The following is a 17,924-nucleotide window of genomic DNA, read 5'->3' as shown; positions in this document are numbered from 1 at the left end:
GAAACGGACTGATTCCGTCATGGCTTCAAACCAGATTGATTCGATGCGGCAGAGGCAAGAACGTTAACGACGCAAATCTAAGACTGTTCTTGAGGGCGTGACGGCGTGAGGGCAAGAGGCCCGGCTGTCTGCATCGACCTTTCGTATATTCACTCCAGGGAAGGAGCGACCTCGGATGGCGGATTCATCGAGGTACTTGTGGCAACTTTTTGCCGGTCAGCGAATTCTGCAACTGGCTTTCAGTGGGTTCTGCCTCACGATGGCCATGCAGGCTTACGGGCAGGATTCGCCGCGGCCGGGCTTGGATGCCCGGATCGTGAGCATGCCCAAGGTCGAACGAAAGCTGGAGGTGATTCAGAATCGCAGCCAGCTCGTCAAAACGGCCAAGCGAGTCACGCGGATGGCGATTGCCGATCCGACTGTGATCGATATCGCCCCGTTCGAAGAGAACGAGTTCGCGATCATTGGGGCGGCACTCGGCACCACAACGCTGACGCTCTGGTTTGAAGATGACAACGATCCGCTCATCTATGAGATCACGACCGTTCGTGATCCCAATATCGAAGAGCAGATCCGCATCGATTACGGCAAGCTCGAACGGAAAATCGCCGTCCTGTTTCCGAACAGCAAAGTCTACCTGATTCCTCTGCACGAGAAGCTCGTGGTCAAAGGTCAGGCTCGAGACGCCGCTGAAGCCGCCCGAATCCTTCAGATCATCCGTGGCGAGTACCTCGATGACTACGGTGGACTGGGTGGCCCGGGCGGATTCGGTGGCCGAGGCAACGACTTCGGCGGCGACGACCGGCTTCCCAACGAAGACGATCTGTTCTCCGGATTCCTCGTCAACATGCTGCAGGTCCCTGGCGAGTTCCAGGTGATGTTGCACGTGACGATTGCTGAACTGAACCGTTCTGAACTGCGTCGGATGGGGGTCGACATGACCTATCTCATCGCCGACGGACGCCATGTCATCAGCTCCGCCATCTCGGGGGGCGTGCCGACACTGTCGGGTGTCTTCGAGAACGGCGACATCAGCGTGCTGATTAGCGCACTGGCTTCCAACGGAACGGCCAAGATCTTGTCCCGTCCGTCACTGACGACGCTGAGTGGTCATCCGGCAACGTTTCTTGCCGGGGGTGAATTTGCTGTCCCGACCATCGTCGGTGTCGGTGGAGCCCAGGCTCAGACAACTCAGTTCCGAGGCTTCGGTACGTCGATGGTCGTGGTTCCCACGGTTGTGGATGGCGACCTGATTCGCCTGCGAATCTCTCCGGAGTTCTCGCGAATCGATCCCAACAACTCCGTCAACGGTGTGCCCGGTCTTTCGTCTCGCCGCGTGAATACGACGGTCGAACTGCGTGAAGGTCAGTCGATTGTTCTGGGTGGTTTGCTGTCTCGTCAGCAGAGCACGGAAGTAACGCGGATCCCGCTCGTTGGTGAAATTCCGGTCATCGGACCGCTGTTGTTCAACACCAAGCGAGCCAACGAAGACGAGCTGGAACTGCTTGTTCTCGTGACACCCGAACTGGTCCGCCCGATGGATCCAGACGAAGTGCCGCCGGTTCCTGGCTACTATGTCACACACCCCAACGATGCTGAACTGTATCGCTATGCGATGACCGAAGGGGCTCCGGATACCGAAGTGTATCAGCTCGCTCCTCTGGGCAACCACGTTGGCGAACCAACTCCGGTTGGCCTCAACATCTACAACCCGTCTCCGGCCACGCCGCAGTACGGACCGATTCCTCAGGCCAATCAGCCGAGCGGCGTACCTGCTCCTGCTCCCTGGATGAATCAGAACTCACGATATCAGGGTGATCCCAATGCCTTCCCGGGAGATCTGCAGGGGATGAACGGTGGCATGGAATACCAGGGTGGCGACCCGACGATGTACCAGCAGGGGATGCAGCCGCCGATGTCGATGAATCAGAACATGATGGCACCGCAGGGGTCTTATCCGAGCAATGGGCAGGACATGTACTATGGCCAGCCGATGCAGAATCCTTCGATGGCTCCGCCATCCATGCAGAGCCCGATGTATCCGAACGGTCAGCCGATTCCCGGATATCAGAATGCTCCGATGATGCAGGGGCCGGGACAGATGATGCCCTCTCCGGATCCGGGAGCCCAGTCGTATCGCGGTGGACAGCCGACGGCTGCCTATGGTCGCCAGGTAACACCGGCCTACGGTCAACAGCGGGGAGCCGGTCAGACCATGCAGACCGGGTATCAGACTCCGCAGTCCGGATACCAGACACCGCGTCAGTAAGAAACTGTAGGGAGCCGCGACGAGAAAAATCCCGTCGCGGTAATGACTTCGCCGGATTCGCTGATTTCGATGCGAGCCAGCGACGATAGGAAATATTAAGTCACAGACCGCTTTTTCGACGAGAAGTGCATTCTCGCCGGATCAGCCGATTCGACCCAGACATGAAGTCAAAAACAGGGATTCTCGGGGGGAGAAGATGACCCGCTCAACGAAAACCATACTTTTCGCGACGCTGGTGGTGGGATCCAGCCTGCTGGCAGGCTGTTCTCACTTTCAGACGAGCCAGTGCGAAACCTGCCCGACGGGGTACGAGTCCTGTGACACCGGCGGCAGCAGTTGGGGCTGGGGTGGCGGATGGTCGTGGGCCGAATATCGGGCCCGCTTCTGGAGCCGCTTCCGCAGTCACGCCATCCCGGAAGTGCTCCCACTGGGAGTGACCAACCGGGCGCACTACCAGGCCATGGAAACGAACGGCGAAGCTGTCGACTTCATCCTGTATCAGCACGATTTCATTCTGGAAACCGCCGAGCTGACTCCGGATGGAAAAGACAAAGTGCTCGAGATCTCGGCTCGGATGCGAAGTGCTCCGTTCCCTGTGCTCGTCGAACGATCTGAGAACAACTCCAATCCGGAGCTCGATGCCTATCGCCGCAATCTGATCGCTCAGATTCTGACCGATCTCGGCAATCCAGACGGCGATCAGCGGACGATTGTCGCCACGCCGTACGGACCGGGTTACAACTCGATCGAATCTGAACGCGACTGGTACCAGCACATTGGTGGCGGTGGTGGAAATAACAACTTCAACAACTTCGGAAACAACGGTTTCGGAGGTGGATTCGGTGGCGGTGGTGGATTCGGCGGCGGCTTCTAAGAAGTCCGAACCCGATTCATCAAGCGGATCGAACAGAACTCAAAGCGACTCTCTTTCAGGAGAGTCGCTTTTTTTTGTGCCGGACGTCGGGAACTGCATCGAACGGATTCAACCAGCGTTGGGATCCTCGGAAGCAGGGACTAGAATAACCCGTGTGAACTCCACCTGCTTTTCGCATCGTTTTGCCTGCCACGGTTGTTGATATGCCCCCTCGAAGTCTTGCAGCGTGCCTGGCCGATTTGAAGCGAGGCAATCATCTGGTTGAGATCGACGTTCCGATCGATCCGCGATTGCAGGCGGCCGAGATCCAACGACGTGTCTATCAGGTCGGCGGACCGGCACTTCTGTTTCGCAACGTGGTCGGCTGCCGATTCCCCATGGTGAGCAACCTGTTCGGGACGATGGAGCGGACTCGGTACATGTTTCGCCACACGCTCGATGCCGTCCGGCAGCTGGTCGCTCTCAAGGTCGATCCGCCAGGCGGTCTCAGGCAACCGTGGAAGTCGTTAACGGCGATGCCGGCTGCTTACCATATGCTGCCCCGGCGTGTCCGTTCGGGACCGATTCTCAAGCATCGCATCCAGATCGAAGATCTTCCGCAACTCGTCTCGTGGCCCAACGATGGTGGAGCGTTCGTTACGCTGCCGCAGGTCTACTCAGAAGACGTGACTCAACCAGGGTTGATGAAGTCGAATCTGGGAATGTACCGCGTCCAGCTTTCCGGGAATCAATACGCACAGAATCGCGAGATCGGCCTGCACTATCAGATTCACCGCAGTATCGGTGTGCATCATTCCAAAGCACTCTCGGCCGGTAAGCCGTTTCGGGTGTCGATTTTCGTTGGCGGACATCCGGCGATGACCCTTGCAGCGGTGATGCCTCTGCCTGAAGGAATGTCGGAATTGATGTTCGGAGGAGCCCTGGCCGGCCACCGAATTCCAATGGTGACGTCCAAAGACCATTCAGCCATGTATGCGGAGGCGGACTTCTGCATTGTCGGCACGGTGGACCCCGAGCGCCAGCTGCCCGAGGGGCCCTTTGGCGATCATCTGGGCTACTACAGCCTGCAGCACGAATTTCCGGTCCTCAACGTGGAAGCGGTCTATCACCGTCCCGGTGCGGTCTGGCCCTTCACGGTCGTGGGGCGTCCGCCCCAGGAGGATACGGCGTTTGGTGAGATCATCCATGAGATTACCGGACCGATTATTCCCACCGTGATTGCCGGAGTGCATGAAGTTCATGCCGTCGACGCGGCCGGCGTGCATCCGCTGCTGCTTGCCATTGGCAGTGAACGCTACGTGCCTTACGCAGCCGAACGGAAACCGCAGGAACTGCTGACCTGTGCCAACTCCATCCTGGGGCAGGGCCAGTTGTCTCTCGCGAAGTACTTGATCATCGCGGCTCACGAGGACGATCCCGAACTGCGCTGCCACGATATCTCCACGTTCTTACAGCACGTGCTGAAACGAGCCGACTGGACGCGCGACCTTCACTTTCAGACACGGACGACGATCGACACGCTCGACTACACCGGGACTGGATTCAACGAAGGCTCGAAGCTCGTCATCGCCGCTGCCGGTCCGGAACGATTCAAACTTGCCGTCGAAATTCCGGCGACCTTGGGACTCCCGTCCCGGGTTTCCGCCGCCCAGATCGCGATTCCAGGAGTTCTGGTGATTTCCGGCCTCCGCTATGAAGCCGACCGGCCTCAACGTGGACTGGAAGAGTTGTTGGGACTTCCGACGGATCATCCCGTGAATCGTTTCCGGATTATTGTTGTCGCCGACGATGCGACGTTCTCCGCGGCGACGCTGAACAACTTTCTCTGGACGACGTTCACCCGCAGCGATCCGGCCGCGGATCTGTTCGGGATCGGAGAGTTCACGGAGCAGAAGCACTGGGGCTGTCGGGGCGCCCTGGTCATCGATGCCCGGGTGAAGCCGCATCACGCGCCGCCTCTGGTCGAGGACCCGGAAGTCACCCGAAGTGTGGACGAACTGGCGGCTCGCGGGGGCCCGTTGCACGGGATTTTGTAAACGACATCGCCGCTATGTCCGTTGCAACCTGCAGGTTCGTTCAATTCGACCGTTCGGAGTCGCGAAAACCGCTGGCATTCGTAGAGCGTTCAAAGCTATACTTGGCAGATCACGTCAGAGACGCTGGCTCGCTGAGTAAGCCGGGAACGACTTCGGTTCGCCCTTCGCAGCGGCTCCCGGTCGGTTGTGCGGCACTCGCCGCCGTCCGTGTCGACCCCACGAGTTGAACGCCAGAGTGATTGTTCTGGGAACACGCACCGTAGAGAGACTTCAAGGAACCGTCATGTCTGCTGGAATCCGTCGCTTACTGATCGCCTCGGCAATTGCTGCGGGAGTCGTCGCGCTGCTGTCCGTGCTCGATCTGATTGTCGGGGTTCCCTTCGCCGGTTACAGCATGGTGATGGACATCATGTTCCTCGTCAGCGCCGCTCTCATTCTCTACATGGTCCGCCAGTGCTTCCAGGAACTCCGGTAGAGACGTTTTCGCAGGCCGGGATAGCAAACGTGTCCCACCAAATGGGCGTTCGAGCTATCGAGCATGCCTGTTGAGACTGTGCATTCGCGAAGGCATGTGCCAGAGCGGTTCAACACGCATTTGCCGGGATACGGCTGCGCCTCTTCCAGCTTGCCTGTTCATCGCCAGCTGGCCATGGGGAACAGGCTCCAGAACAGATATGCCGCTGGCCCTGTGTAGAGCACACTGTCGAGGATGTCGAGAATGCCGCCGAAGCCGGGCATCAGGGCTGCGGAATCTTTCTTGCCGACGTCCCGCTTGATCAGCGATTCGCAGAGATCGCCCACCATGCCGACAATCCCCACGGCAATTCCGTAGAGGAGGGCGAGCGGCCACGGCACCGGTTCCCAGCTTGGATCGAAAACGGGCGGCATGTACGTCAGCCAGAGCCACGAAAACAGAGCCGAGGTGATCAGAGCGCCCCGCGCTCCCCACCACGTTTTGCCGGGACTGAGAAACGGATTGAGTTTCTTGCGGCCCAGAAGTTTGCCCAGTGTGTAGGCGCCCACATCGCCGCCTTTCGTGGCGACAATCAGCGAACCAAGTACGAGATAGCCGGCATCGGGGCCTGCGACCCACCGCAGTTGAGCGGTCATACTGAGGAACACGCCGACGTAGACGAGAATCAGGATCTCGGCGCTCAGCGATTCCATAGTCTTGCCTGGCTCGCGAAACTTCAACGCCGAGACCATGAACAGGCCCATCACCACCAGGCTGAAGGCGAGCATTGTGGGGCCGAGGTAAGACAAATCGACCATATGCGTCTCGCCGATGCCGAGCGGCTTGAGCCATGTCGCCAGAATAATGGCAATGGTCCCGGAGGCGACCAGCCCAAATCGCGGCTGGAACGAGCGAGTCTTAAGCAGTCCCGACATCTCGTAGGTGCCGCGAACAGCCAGGAACAGGCAGACGAGCAGCAGGATCGGAGCGCTGCGACCGATCCAGTGATCCAGGTAGAACAATCCTCCGAGCGTCGAAATCAGAATGGCGGAAATCAGCAGGCGCCAGCGTAGATTCCGAGACTTCGGCGGTAACTGTTCGGGCGACTCGACCATACAACGTCAGACTAACACTTCGACAAAGGGGACAAGGATGTGGTGTCTCGGGATGCAGCTTACTTGTTCAAACCCCCGAAGCGGCGGTTGCGGCGGCTGAAGTCGCCGAGTGCCTGATGGAAATCACCTCGGGAGAACTCCGGCCAGTGTTTCTCGGTGACCCACAGTTCGGAGTAACTGATCTGCCAGAGCAGAAAATTGCTGAACCGCATTTCTCCAGCCGTGCGGATGACGAGATCGGGATCCGGCATGCCTGACGTATCGAGCGAACTGCTGATCATCGTCTCGTCGATGGCGTCGGGATCCAGTCGACCGTCCTGAACGTCGTGCGCCAGTTTCTGGACCGCGTTGACGATCTCCTGCCGTCCGCCGTAGTTCAGCGCCAGGCAGAGTCGCATGCCCTCGAATTGTTCGGTTTGGGTTTTCGTTTCCTGAATCTCGTCGCGGATCGCTTCGGGCAACTGATTCGTCAGGCCGATCGTGCTGAATCGCAGCTTCTGCCGAACGATCTCTTTGCGTTCCTCAATCAGATACTTCTCGAGGAGAAACATGAGGAAGGAGAGTTCGGCTGCGGGGCGTTTCCAGTTCTCACTGCTCAGGCAGTACAGCGTCAGCTGTTCGATGCCAAGTTCCGCGGCGGCAGTCACGATCTCGCGAACCGTATTCGCTCCCCGGCGGTGTCCTTCGATCCGGGGCATTCCCTGTCGCTGAGCCCAGCGACCGTTTCCGTCCATGATGATCGCGACGTGACGGGGAAGCTTCTGACGATCCAATTCGGCAGGTGCGGGCACGGGATCAGGCGAGTCTGTGGTCGCGGTCGATGAATGAGTTTCAAGCGCCATCGACACGAATCCCTTATCGTTTCATCGGCTGGAAGACTGTGGTACCAGATGAGCCAGACGATCCAGAGTAACAGTTTCTTCCCGATAGGGAAACTCGCCCCGAGTCGATTCGATCGACAGCAGGACGGCGTCTTTCTCGACGGACTTGACCGTAATCAAAATGTGACCGTCTATAACCAGACTCTCAGCCACCCCTCGAGCAATAACCTTCATGATCTATCCTCGATCGATTTTTCAGATACGACTCGTCATCACCAATCAGACCGGAAGGCCGGCCCATCAATGACGAACGCGAGTGACACGCATATTCAGGAAGACATCAACCCATGACCTGGAATTGAATCCCGCAATCTCGGAGAACATCTCCTCCGAGGCGACGCTAAGAATCGCGTCGATGCGGAGCTGTCTGTGCAGACAGAGCTGTTCGGCGATCATACCTTGTGACATCTGCTTTGACCATCAATCACGATGTCGATTTTGAGACATCACGTTTCGATTTCAAGCCATCACGTCAAACAACTTATTGAACGCTCTCGACGTCGGGAACCGCCTGAGCCGGATCCTTCTCGGGCGTTGGCTCAACGTCCACACGATCCCAGAAGGAGACGAAGAAGATCGCGGCAATGATGCCGGCCATCCCCGTGGGAACCCACCAGAATGTCTGCCATTGATCCATTGTCTGCGCGAGCAGAGTCGGGTCGATTTCCGGCAGGTTCACAGCAAACATCTTCGTCAGCTTTTCAGCAAACGTCAGTGTCTCTTCCGGTCGAGCGGCTGCGATCGCGGACTGCAGCTCCGGCAGGCTCGGGACCGTTGTACCCTGTCGAGCAAATGCGATCCAGTATCCGAAGTACATCCCGACACCCTGCGTGAAGAAGACGAGCATCGACTGCGCCTGTCCACGGATTTCGCGGGGAGCTTTCTTGTCGGTGTAGATAAAGCCGGTGACGAAGAAGAAGTCGTAGCAGATCCCGTGCAGGATGATGGCCAGATAAATCATCCAGATCACCTGCTGTGGAGCAGCCATGGCGAACAGAGCGTAACGGGCAACCCAGGCCAGCATCCCGACCAGAATCATCCATTTCACGCCAAGGTGCCGCAGGAAGAACGGAATTAGAATCATGAAGACGATCTCGGACATCTGCCCCAGCGTCATCGTGGAAGCGGGTTGCTCGAAACCGACTGTGGTCAGATAGTTCGACGTGATGCCGTAGTAATAGGCCAGCGGAATGCAGATCAGCGTGGAGCAGAGAATAAACACGAAGAAGTTCGGTTTGGAAAGCAGCTTGAGGGCATCGACCATCAACAGATTGCGGAGGTTGGCCTTTTCACCTTTGGACGGCGGCGGTGTATGTGGCAGCGTGAAACTGTAGACACCGAAGACCAGTGAAGAGATGCCGGCGACCCAGAACATGTTCACGCTCAGCGACCAGCCCATGAAGCCGACGACGAGCCCGGCGATAATCCAGCCGATCGTTCCCCAGACGCGAATTTTCGGGAAGTCGTTCTGACTCGGAATATGGCTGAAGGCAATCGTGTTACTCAGCCCCAACGTAGGCATGTAACACAGCATATGAAACGTGAAAAGCCAGACGACCGTCGAGGTGTCTCCCGCGAGAGCGTAATGCGGCACCGCACACATAAACAGACCGCCCAGGATCATCAGGACACCCATCACGGCTTCGGAAGCGAAGAATCGGTCGGCGATCAGTCCCAGAAAGAGTGGGGCGATGATGGCGGCGATCGGAGCACTGCCGTAAGCACCGGCGGCTGCATCTCCAATGTTGTTGTTCACGAGGCAGGCGGCCAGCGAGGTGAACCAGGCTCCCCAGACGAAGAATTGAATGAACATCATCACGGAAAGACGTGTCACGATCGTGTTCTTCGCGGCGGAACCAGTCGACATGGAGGGGGTTTCCTTAAATCTGTGGTGGTCGTTTCGACCCAAAACAACACCGGTCGGAGCGGGATGCGAGGCATGCACGCAGGCGGACCGTGATCGGCCACTTTATTCGCACCGACAGGCACTGTCCAGTGCCACCCGGAGAACATTGAGGCGGCTGACCCCCTCTCCTTCCAGGAGCAACGCATACTCGCATGCGGACTGGAAATCGAGTATCTTCTGCGAAACCGACCGGTCGCCGCGAACGCTTGAGACGCTGGCACGGTCCGAGAGACAACTCTTCCCGACTCTCGCAGTACGGACTTTAAGGCACTGGACATGACTCAACGTATCTATAACTTTTCCGCCGGCCCGGCTGTGATGCCGGTTGAAGTTCTCGAAGAAGCCAAAGCCAATATGCTGTCTCTGGGTGAGACCGGCATCGGCGTCATGGAACATTCCCATCGCGGCAAGCCGTTCGTGGCCGTGGCTGAAGAAGCCGAAGCCAACTGTCGCAAACTGGCCGGAATTTCTGACGATTTTCACGTGCTGTTCCTGCAGGGCGGAGCTTCGACGCAGTTCTTTCAGGTGCCGATGAACTTTCTCGGCAAGGACCAGACTGCCGACTATCTGGTGACCGGTTCCTGGTCGAAGAAAGCTCTGAAGGAAGCCAGGCTGTTCGGTAAGACCAACGTTGTCTGCAGCAGCGAAGATCGCAACTTCTGCTACATCCCCAAAGAAGCGAAGTACAGCGACAATCCTGCATACGTGCACTTCACATCGAACAACACCATCTTCGGAACCCAGTTCGCCACAGAACCGGAAGGGCCGGCCGGTGCTCCGCTGATCTGCGATGCCAGCAGCGACATCTTCTCCCGACCGCTCGATCTCAACAAATACGGCATGATCTACGCCGGGGCTCAGAAGAACCTCGGACCGAGTGGCCTGACGCTCGTCATCGTCCGGAAGGATCTGGTCGAGAAGGGGCCTGAAAGCCTGCCTTCAATGATGCAGTATCGAATTCACGCCGCGAACGACTCGATGTACAACACGCCGCCCACGTTCGGTATCTTCGCGATGGGCCTTGTCTTCAAGTGGATCGAAAAGAACGGTGGACTCTCCGGCATTGCTGAAAAGAACGCCGAGAAGGCACAGATTCTGTACGATTACCTCGACGGAAGCTCGCTGTTTAAGCCGACCGCCGATAAGGACAGTCGCTCGAAGATGAATGTCTGCTTCGTGACCGGCAACGAAGAGACCGACGCGAAGTTCATCGCCGCCGCCAAAGCCGAAGGCTTCGACGGTCTGAAGGGACACCGCAGCGTCGGTGGCATGCGAGCCAGTATTTACAACGCGTTTCCGAAGCAGGGCGTCGTGGACCTCGTCGCCTTCATGAAAGACTTCGAGTCCAAACAGGGCTGATGCTCTTCGACTGCAGAGTCCGCAGGCTGGGATCGCCTTCAGACGTGTCCCGGCCCGATGGCTTTTTTGCACCGAAGAGACGCAGAGGTCACAGAGAGTCAAGGAGCGTTGAGTCACGGATTCTTCCGACGTCGATGACCTTCGCAGGGATTAAGTCTTTTCGGGAGGAAGAGTTTGACGAGCATTTCAATCTTCGATCTCTCACGGGAAACCTCTGTGTTCTCCGTCTCTCTGTGGTAAAACAGAACATATTCAGGCCAGATCGAACGGATCGTTCTGGCAGATGGCGTCGCCGATCCCAGTCTGTAATGGATCAGTAATCTCGATTTATTTCTCTTCAACCGCTGCACCGTCGACAGGATCCTTTGGACTGGGAACTGAGCGTGGCATGAGTCAACGGTAGTTTCAGATCATGGCAGTTCCCAAAGTAGCAATTGTGGGCCGACCGAATGTCGGCAAGAGTTCCATTTTCAACTGGCTCTCGGGGAAGATGATTTCGGTCGTCGATCCGACCGCTGGTGTCACCCGCGATCGCGTTACGCAGTTGCTGTTCCATGAGGACCGGTACTTCGAGCTGATCGACACGGGCGGAATCGGAATCGTCGACAGCGATGATCTTTCCGATGACGTCGAGAATCAGATCGCCATCGCCCTCCGCGAAGCCGATGCGATTGTCTTCGTCGCCGATGGTCAGATGGGAGTCACGCCGCTCGATCAGGAAGTGAGCGAACAGCTTCGCAAAATCGATCGCCCGAAACTGCTGGTCGTCAATAAGTGCGAGTCGACCCGGACCGATCTGGAGTTGCCGAATTACTTCGGACTGGCGGATGCCGAAGTGCTGCAGACCAGCGTGAAGGCGAACAGAAACCGAAACGAACTGCTGGAATCGATCGTCAATCTGCTGCCACCCGCCAGCGAGTTCGAATACGAGGAAGGAACGGAGCTTTCGGCTGAGCCGGAAATGAAGCTCGCCATCGTCGGACGGCGGAACGTCGGCAAGAGCACCTTCATCAACGCTCTGGCCGAGACGGAGCGGATGATCGTCAGCGAGATTGCCGGAACGACGCGCGACAGTGTCGACGTCCGTTTCGAACTCGATGACAAGGCGTTTATCGCGATCGATACGCCGGGGGTTCGGAAGAAGAAGTCGCTGGCCAACGATGTCGAGTTCTACGGGCTCGTTCGCGCTCAGAAGAGCATTCGCCGCGCTGATGTTTCGCTGATGTTCTTTGATGCGACCAAGACGATCTCCAAGGTCGACAAGCAGCTGGTCGAAGAGATTGAAAAGAGCTACAAGCCCTGCATCTTTGTCGTTAATAAATGGGATCGCGGTCTCGAAGAGAAGATGACTTCGGAGAAATGGGCCGAGTATCTGATCAAGACCTTCGCCTCGATGCGGCACGTGCCGATCGCTTTCATCACGGCCAAAGACAGCAAGAATATCCGCAAGCTGATCAACCTGGCTCAGTCGATTTTCAAGCAGTCCCGCGAACGGGTTTCGACCGGGCTGCTCAACCGCGTCGTCGAGCAGGCGATCGACCGCAACCCGCCGCCGATGCGGCGTAACAAACGGCCGAAGATCTATTACGCGACCCAGGTTGCGACCGAGCCGCCAACGATCGTGGTGAAATGCAATCAGCCGATTCTGTTCGACCCGGCCTGGAAACGCTACTTCCTCGGCTTCCTTCGCGAAGAGCTCCCCTTCAACGAAGTGCCCATGAAGCTCTACTTCCGTCCGCGCCATGACGAAGAAGATGCTGGCTAGAGCAGTTCGTTGACTGGTGTAGCCGTTCCGTCCGCATAAGTTGCCGTCGTTTCAGGCAAGACTCGATTCTATGCGGACGTACGGTAGAGCGATTCGCTCTCGCCAATCCTTGATCGGCTTTTCGATCTGCCCAACAAAAAAGAACCTGCCCCGACGAGGGACAGGTTCTTTTTCGAAAGGAGACGAGAGACGCAGCGGACCCTGAATGAACAGGGCCGTTCCGGTCGGAGCCGGAATTATTTCGTCAGCGTGCCGCCAGCCGGCTGAACCGTATTGGCGGACTGAGTCGGAACAGTCGTTCCGGTCTGCTGAATTTCGTTGGTGTAGTTACCAGCCTGAGCTGTTCCGTTGCCGCCACCTGAGCTGATGTTCGTCAGGTAGTTGTCGACACGGGTTTCCTTCTTGAGCTGTTCGAAGACTTTGGCGACCCGTTCCTGGGTCTTTTCTTCCTGCAACTGCTGATACAGTTCGTTCCAGACATCCTTGATGTCGGTCACAACCTGATCGGTGTGCCCCTCACACTTGAGAATGACGTACTTGCTGCCGACCTGAATCAGACCGGAGATTTCGTCCTTCTGCAGGCGGAAAGCCGCTTCTTCGAGTGCTTCGTTTCCCGAGTAACGGGCGATTGGCGGAATCGAGCCCCCCAGAGCGCGAGAGCCTGGTTCCACCGAATGCTCGCGAGCCAGCTTGTCGAATTCTTCCGGAGTCCGGTTCGCTTTCTCCCAGACTTCGTTGGCCCGGCGAACGTTCTCCATCATGATCATGCGGCAGCGAACCCGCGGGCCGTAGTCACGCTGGAAGGCCCGCTGCATGTCAGCTTCGCTGATCTGGATCTCTTCGCCGGCCAGCTTGCGGAGAGCAATCATCGGCCAGATCACATCGCGGCGATACTGCTGCGGCGTGAGGCCACGTTCGGTCTGCAGCATCTGATACCAGGTATCCATGGGCAGGTTGAAGCGTTTGGCAATCGTTTCGATTTCCGCATCGATCTCGGCATCGGTCACCGCGAGTCCGCGACGCTGCACTTCCTGATAGATGATCGTGCGGTTGATCAGATTTTCGAGCACTTCCTTGCCGACGCGGTCGAAACACTCGCGAGCGACCATATCGTAAGGAATGACTTCGGTGTTGACGCGAGCCAGCGCAGGTGAGTTGGCGGCGTTGAGCGAAGCCTTCCCGGCTTGTTCAGTCGGTGCGGCGGCTGGTTCGGCGTTGAAAATCTGAAAGACAATCACAGCAGCTGCGATTGCGACAACGGTTCCCCCGAGAATTGTGGCCCAGGGAAAACTTTTCTTCTGTGGCGTTTCGGAGTGAGTCCCTTCACTCATGGCTATCGTTCTCCTTCGTTGGAAAGCCGTTCATAGTGGCCGATCGAATCGGCGGTCCGTCTGCGTCCTTGATGACGGTTTGGTCGCGGAGAGTTACAGCGGATTTTTTCTGTCCAACAGCGGCCCCCCGGCTGCATGAGGTCGGGGTTATACGCTTGAATCAAAATTAAGGTCAACAGCGATTTTGTCGGTTTTTCCCATCCGGCAGCCGATACCGGTTCTCCGTTTCGAATTGGCGACGATTCCGAGGGGTCACGTTTTGACCGGATGCAGTTTCCGACCTACTCCTGAGTAACAACATTGAGATTGCGCCAGGATTGCGCCGGACATCTGCACAGCGAGATGCCGGGAAGCCTCAAAATGGAGCAGAGAATGAGTTCGCTGCAAGATCAACTGAAATCTCGTCATCGATCGCAGACGGAAGTCTGCTACTGCCTCGAACCGGCACGGTCCGGAACCGGTCTCGACACGATCGAGATGAATGACGGAGTCTATATCATCGGTTCAGGGAACGACGCCGACATTCGGGTCGATGTCCCGGGCATCGCTCCACGGCATTGCCGCCTCACCTGTGAGCGTGAGCGGATGGTGCTTCAGGCTGAGGACACCCGCACGTGGCTGAACGACGGCCCCATCCGGAAGGCGAACGTCCGTTCCGGCGACCGGCTCTCGATTGGTCCGGCGAACTTTATTGTTCGCATCGATCGCCGGCAGGTCGATTCCGAAAGCGAACCGGACGAAGAACCGGTGCAGCTGGCGGCCGGCATTGCGCAGGCCATTCGAAAGCACCGCCTCTCGGCTTCTGCAAAGGAAATGATTCCGAGAACAGATGCGGAATCTGCACCATCGTCGGCTGAGCAGGAACTCGAAGAACTGCGAAAGTCGCTCGCTCGAACTCAACAGCAGCTCGATGCGCACAAGGCTGCCATGCGTGAGCAGCCGGAGCCTGTTCACAGTCCGCTCCACACTCCGATGTCGGAATTGACTGGAAGCCAGACTCGGTCGAAGAGTGAAGAAACGCCTGCGGCCCCAGACTGGGAGAAACGGCTTCGCGAGAAGACCGAACAGATCCACCGATTGAAGAATCGTCTGTTGCAGCGTAAGAACCTGCATGTCCGGTCGATCGAACTACAGCGCCAGCAGATTGAATCGGCTCAGCAGACGCTCGCTCAGCGACTTGAAGAGCTCATGGCCCGGGAAGAATCGCTGGAAGGTTCGGCAACGGCCCGGCAGGAGATGCAGAAGGCTCAACTCGAGGAACTTGAGGGTCAACTTCAGTCGACACGCGAAGAGATTCAGGAGCTCGTCGCCCGGCTGGACAGAGAGCAGGACGAGCGTCAGACACTCGAACAGCGACTCGACGAGACCTCGCGGGATCTCGAAACAAACCGACAGGAGAACGATCAGCTTCGCACCGAACTGTACCGGGAAGTCTCAGCTCGAGCTGAGCTGGAGTCGGTGCTGAGCGTTGAACGGGATCGGTGCACCTTCGCGGAGCATCAACTGAGTGAAGCGGAGATCCGCTGTTCGCAGTACTCGGAGCAGCAGGCCGATCTGAATGAAACATTGAAGCAGCTGAAGGCAGAATATGAAGAGCAGATCCAACAGCTGGACGCCCTGTCTGCTCTTGAAGCTCAGCTGGACGATGTCCAGACAGACCGTGAGAAACTGCAGGAGGCTTACGACGAGGCTCTCGGACGGCATCAGGAAGAACTGAGCGAACTCCAGGAACGCGCCTCCAACGCTGAGGCAGAGGCGAAATCGAATGCGGCTGAGTTGGAAGCGGCTCGCGAGGCACTTCAGGAGCAGCAATCCGCCCTCGTCGAATCGACTGAGCGACTGCAGAACCTCGAATCGCAACTTGCCGAGTTCGAAGCCGCCGAACAGAACCATAAACAGCTCCTGAACGAACGGGACGAACTCCTTCAGGAACGGGAGCAGGTCGCTGCGGATCATGAACGGCTGCAGAACGACTACCAGCAGCTTACTAGCGAACGCGATTCTCTGGCTCAACGACTCGAAGAAGTCGCTAAGCAGTCGAACGTTGCGGACGACGATGCCGTCGATCAGGAACAGTTGCAGTCAGAGATGCAGAGTCTGCAGGAGGCACTGCATGAGCTCAAAGAGGCCTATGAGTCACTGGCAGCCGAGAACGAGCAGCTCCAGTCCGAACTGATCGAGAGCCGCAAAACGTTGCAGGAAATCTCGGACGAGCGGGATGCCCTGCAGAGCCAGTTGTCCGTCCCTGCTGAACCGGCCGAAGTCGAAGAGAAGTCCACGGCATTTGAAGAGGGACTGCTCGAAGAGATTGAATCACTGCGGGAACTCGTCGCGACGCTTGAGTCTGGCTCGGCGAGTGACGCAGCCTACTCTGATCCGACTGACATGGATCGGACGGAGCTCGATTCCGAATGGGAACGAATCTCTGACGAACGCGATCGTCTGTTGGAACTCCGTCAGGCTGTTGAAGAAGAGCGGGACGCATTTCATCAGGTTCGACTCGATCTGCAGCAAATGCAGCAGGAGGTCGCTCAGCAGCAGACCGAATACGACCAGAAGCTCGAAGAAGTCAAACAACTGCGGAACGAGCTTCAGCAATCTGCGGGACAATCCGCTCCGGCGTCGGAATCTGAGGAGGAGTCCACCGTTGTGGAGACCTTTGAAGAGGAATCCACAGCCCCAGCCGAGACGGCAGAAGCTGGTTCGCTGATGGACTCGCTGCTCTGGAGAGACGCGACCTCCGAAGAAGCGGACGAGGATCCTGTTCTTGCGGATTCCGCTGACGAAGTTTTTGAAACAGACCAACCTGTCGAGGACGACGAGGATTTCGGGCTGGATCTCCAGGGACTGCGGGCGGCGTTGAATACGCGGGACAATGATGAAGAAACAGAGGAAGTCAACGAGGACGAAGATCACGTCGAGCCGATACAGAAGTCTGGAGAGTCACAGGACATCCGTCGCCGTCTGGCGGAGATGTTTGGGATCGACGACGAAGAGACACATTCCGAAGCTGCAGAAGACAGTGATCCGAATTCGGAAGAGGACCAGTCGTCTTATGATGAGTTCGACGGCGATTCTGCCGGAGACGACATCGAGGTGGTATCGGAACAGGACGAGGAAGTTGTCGAAGAGAGTTCGACCGAGGAGGCTCCCACCCGAGGACCGAATGGCGAAGTGATTGTCGACGACATCGAAGATGCCGATTCGGTTGCCGCATACATGGAGCGACTTTTTGCCCGCACGAATAATCGCCAGACTTCCGAACCCGCGCCGGCACCCGGGGTTCGAAAAGCACCTCGAGCTCCAGAACGGGTCTCGGCTCCTCAACCGGTTTTGAAAGCAGCCACGTCCCTGGCGACTCAGGAACAGGCGGAGAGTGAGGACCTCGACGAACCTCAGGAGACTCCGCCGGAACGCGGTCCTCTCGGCCGGGTTGATCGTGAGCTGGTCATGAAAGAAATCGCCTCGTTGCGGGACGTGGCCAATCAGAATGCCCGCGAATCACTCATTGCCCACAAGTGGAAGCAACTGCGGGTTGGCGTGCTGATGAATATCGCACTCACTACCATTGCACTGGTCGGTGCCGTCGTTCTATTCACTGCACCGTTATGGTACGGGGAGCAATTCCTGATCTACGCTGCGACCATGGCAGTTCTGGGACTGTTCTCAGGATTCTCGCTGTTCAATCACTACGTCACCCTGGTTCGGATGAGGCAGCCCGCATCGTCCGGACAGCAGCCGAAGTCGCGGAAGTCTGCGGAAATCGAAAATTCTGAGACTCTTGTCGACGGTGATTCGACAGAAGAGTAGTGCAACCTGACTGAGACGCGAACGACACCCAGGACCCCGTCGGCTTCACCCGGCGGGGTCTTTCGCGTTGACGGACTCAGCAGTACAATCGGGGCTTCGAAAATCAATGCTGCCGCTGCCTGAT

At 57.5% G+C, this 17,924-nt stretch carries 12 protein-coding genes; 7 read left to right on the top strand and 5 right to left on the bottom strand.

Annotation, left to right across the window (positions count from 1 at the left end; translation table 11 throughout):
• Positions 1–175: 175 nt before the first annotated feature.
• The 4 genes from L1A08_RS22320 to L1A08_RS22305 all read left to right on the top strand — a co-directional run bounded on the left by L1A08_RS22320 (position 176) and on the right by L1A08_RS22305 (position 5,654).
• Positions 176–2,269 (top strand): type II and III secretion system protein family protein, encoded by a 2,094-nt coding sequence (locus L1A08_RS22320; protein WP_238758807.1) that lies wholly within the window; start codon positions 176–178, stop codon positions 2,267–2,269.
• Positions 2,270–2,465: 196 nt separating this feature from the next.
• Complete coding sequence (locus L1A08_RS22315) at positions 2,466–3,143, top strand: hypothetical protein (RefSeq protein WP_238758806.1); 678 nt, start codon at positions 2,466–2,468, stop codon at positions 3,141–3,143.
• 203 nt (positions 3,144–3,346) lie between these two features.
• Positions 3,347–5,179, top strand: coding sequence for a UbiD family decarboxylase (locus tag L1A08_RS22310; protein ID WP_238758805.1), 1,833 nt, complete (start codon positions 3,347–3,349; stop codon positions 5,177–5,179).
• A gap of 283 nt (positions 5,180–5,462) precedes the next feature.
• Positions 5,463–5,654, top strand: a complete 192-nt coding sequence (locus L1A08_RS22305) for a hypothetical protein (protein WP_238758804.1) — start codon at positions 5,463–5,465, stop codon at positions 5,652–5,654.
• A 158-nt stretch (positions 5,655–5,812) separates the two neighbouring features.
• Here L1A08_RS22305 and L1A08_RS22300 read toward each other — a convergent pair whose 3' ends face one another.
• The 4 genes from L1A08_RS22300 to L1A08_RS22285 all read right to left on the bottom strand — a co-directional run bounded on the left by L1A08_RS22300 (position 5,813) and on the right by L1A08_RS22285 (position 9,496).
• Positions 5,813–6,748 (bottom strand): phosphatidate cytidylyltransferase, encoded by a 936-nt coding sequence (locus L1A08_RS22300; protein WP_238758803.1) that lies wholly within the window; start codon positions 6,746–6,748, stop codon positions 5,813–5,815.
• Between the two features lie 59 nt (positions 6,749–6,807).
• Positions 6,808–7,590 (bottom strand): isoprenyl transferase, encoded by a 783-nt coding sequence (locus L1A08_RS22295; protein ID WP_238758802.1) that lies wholly within the window; start codon positions 7,588–7,590, stop codon positions 6,808–6,810.
• A 21-nt stretch (positions 7,591–7,611) separates the two neighbouring features.
• Entirely contained in the window at positions 7,612–7,803 is a 192-nt protein-coding gene (locus L1A08_RS22290) for a carbon storage regulator (RefSeq protein ID WP_238758801.1), read from the bottom strand.
• Positions 7,804–8,110: 307 nt separating this feature from the next.
• Complete coding sequence (locus tag L1A08_RS22285) at positions 8,111–9,496, bottom strand: nucleoside permease (RefSeq protein ID WP_238758800.1); 1,386 nt, start codon at positions 9,494–9,496, stop codon at positions 8,111–8,113.
• 315 nt (positions 9,497–9,811) lie between these two features.
• On the opposite strand from L1A08_RS22285, the gene serC reads away from it, so the two are divergent.
• A complete protein-coding gene (gene serC / locus L1A08_RS22280) occupies positions 9,812–10,894 on the top strand; it encodes a 3-phosphoserine/phosphohydroxythreonine transaminase (RefSeq protein WP_238758799.1) in 1,083 nt (360 codons plus the stop codon).
• Between the two features lie 412 nt (positions 10,895–11,306).
• Positions 11,307–12,659 (top strand): ribosome biogenesis GTPase Der, encoded by a 1,353-nt coding sequence (gene der, locus L1A08_RS22275; protein ID WP_238758798.1) that lies wholly within the window; start codon positions 11,307–11,309, stop codon positions 12,657–12,659.
• Positions 12,660–12,895: 236 nt separating this feature from the next.
• Here der and L1A08_RS22270 read toward each other — a convergent pair whose 3' ends face one another.
• Positions 12,896–13,990, bottom strand: a complete 1,095-nt coding sequence (locus L1A08_RS22270) for a peptidylprolyl isomerase (protein WP_238758797.1) — start codon at positions 13,988–13,990, stop codon at positions 12,896–12,898.
• A 372-nt stretch (positions 13,991–14,362) separates the two neighbouring features.
• Between L1A08_RS22270 and L1A08_RS22265 the strand changes: the two genes are divergently transcribed.
• The gene (locus L1A08_RS22265; RefSeq protein ID WP_238758796.1) at positions 14,363–17,800 is read left to right on the top strand and encodes an FHA domain-containing protein; all 3,438 of its coding nucleotides are present in this window, start codon (positions 14,363–14,365) and stop codon (positions 17,798–17,800) included.
• The last annotated feature ends 124 nt before the right edge of the window (positions 17,801–17,924 follow it).

This window comes from Rubinisphaera margarita (genome assembly GCF_022267515.1).
Lineage (GTDB): Bacteria > Planctomycetota > Planctomycetia > Planctomycetales > Planctomycetaceae > Rubinisphaera > Rubinisphaera margarita.
The sequence above is the reverse complement of the archived record's forward strand: the minus strand, read 5'-3'. Positions and strand labels throughout refer to the sequence as shown.